The following is a 1,136-nucleotide window of genomic DNA, read 5'->3' as shown; positions in this document are numbered from 1 at the left end:
CTGATCTGGCCCCCCGTCAGCGGACGCCAAGAAGCGATACTTTGATCGCACTTGGAGGCCCCTTATGTCCCGTATCACCCGTCGTAGCTACACCGATGAGTTCAAGCACCAAGCCGTGGAGTTGGCCGAGTCGCTCGGGCCGGCCGCAGCGGCCCGTCAGCTGGAGATGTCGGTCAAGACGCTGGCAAATTGGCTTGACGCGGTCCGTGCTGGCCGGTCGTTGACCTCTGAGGCTCGCAGGCCAGCCACCGACCTGGAAAGCGAGATCAGCCGCCTTCGGGCCGAGAACGCCAATCTGAAGATGGAGCGGGAAATCCTAAAAAAAGCGGCGGCGTTCTTTGCCAGAGAGTCCAAGTGAGGTACGCCTTCGTCGCCAGTCAAAGGACTCACTACCCGACCAGGTTGTTGTGTCGGGTTCTTGGGGTTTCTGTCTCTGGATTCCATGACTACCTGCGCCGGCAGTTTGCCCAAACGTGCGATGTCGATTCGGCCCTCCGTACCGAGCTTCGGGCCATTCATGTGACCAGCAAGCGCAGTTATGGGCGACGTCGGCTGGTCAGGGCTTTACGAGCCAGGAATCATCCAGTCGGCCACAAGCGCGTGGCACGGTTAATGGCCGAGGAGCGAATCCAGGGCAAGACCAAAGGCCGATTCAGACCCCAATCCTCTGGCGGCTCATCTCAGCTCGCTCCCAACCTGCTGGATCGGCAATTTGCCCCCGGAACCGGACCGACGGCGTGGGTCGGGGATATCACGTATGTCCCCACCCGCCAGGGATGGCTGCATCTGGCCGTGGTCATCAGCGTCCAGACCCGGCAGGTGCTGGGCTACAGCGTTTCCAAGCGTCTGACTGAAGAGCTGGTGGTGAAAGCATTTGCCAATGCTTGGGCTCTGCATCCACAACGACCCGGCCTGATCTTCCATTCAGATCGTGGTGGGCAGTACTGGGGAAACGAGTTTCGCCAGCTGCTGCAGTCCCATGGCGTGGTCCAAAGCATGAGCCGGCCTGGCAATTGCTGGGACAACGCGGTGGCCGAGAGCTTCTTTGCGACGTTCAAGACAGAAGAGGCTGCCGAGCCTTACGCCAGTAGGGAACAAGCCAGCCAGTCCATCGCTGCTTACATCCACGGCTTCTA

2 protein-coding genes are annotated in these 1,136 nt (G+C 60.4%); both read left to right on the top strand.

Annotated elements, in window-relative coordinates:
* Positions 1-64: 64 nt before the first annotated feature.
* Entirely contained in the window at positions 65-358 is a 294-nt protein-coding gene (locus tag KXV01_RS19980) for a transposase (protein ID WP_006388655.1), read from the top strand.
* A partial coding sequence (locus KXV01_RS19975; RefSeq protein WP_263468021.1) for an IS3 family transposase occupies positions 355-1,136 on the top strand: 782 nt, incomplete at its 3' end. The genes KXV01_RS19980 and KXV01_RS19975, both read left to right, overlap by 4 nt.

The organism is Stenotrophomonas sp. Ps181 (assembly GCF_025697425.1).
Lineage (GTDB): Bacteria > Pseudomonadota > Gammaproteobacteria > Xanthomonadales > Xanthomonadaceae > Stenotrophomonas > Stenotrophomonas sepilia.
This window is presented reverse-complemented; position numbering and strand designations above follow the sequence as displayed.

What these genes read in the sequence shown, in the direction of transcription:
- KXV01_RS19980 (WP_006388655.1), top strand. Translation starts at nt 65, where the DNA reads ATGTCCCGTATCACCCGTCGTAGCTACACCGATGAGTTCAAGCACCAA.